Here is a 270-nt window from a genome sequence, read left to right as displayed (position 1 = left end):
ACATAGGAGTACTGCCCGGCGGCACCCACTTCGCCCATGACGAAGACCGGCCGGTACCGGTCGACTTCGACGGCGACGTCCGGATCGCGCAAATAGCCCTTGCGCAGCTTGGCTGCCACGGCGGCCTCGATCTGCTGGATTGTCTTGCCGCGGGCAGGCACGCTGCCGATCAGCGGTACCGAGATATAACCGGCCTGGTCGACGCTGTAGGTGTTGGTCAAGCCTTCCTGTTCGAAGACAGTCAGGCGCACCCGGTCGCCCGCATCGAGC

1 protein-coding gene is annotated in these 270 nt (G+C 64.8%); it reads right to left on the bottom strand.

Translation table 11 applies throughout. The features are described from left to right. A partial coding sequence (locus CDN38_RS33620) for a polysaccharide biosynthesis/export family protein (RefSeq protein WP_142361386.1) occupies positions 1–270 on the bottom strand: 270 nt, incomplete at both ends.

Origin of the sequence: Mycobacterium ostraviense (assembly GCF_002705925.1) — a bacterium.
GTDB classification, from domain to species: Bacteria; Actinomycetota; Actinomycetes; order Mycobacteriales; family Mycobacteriaceae; genus Mycobacterium; species Mycobacterium ostraviense.
This window is presented reverse-complemented; position numbering and strand designations above follow the sequence as displayed.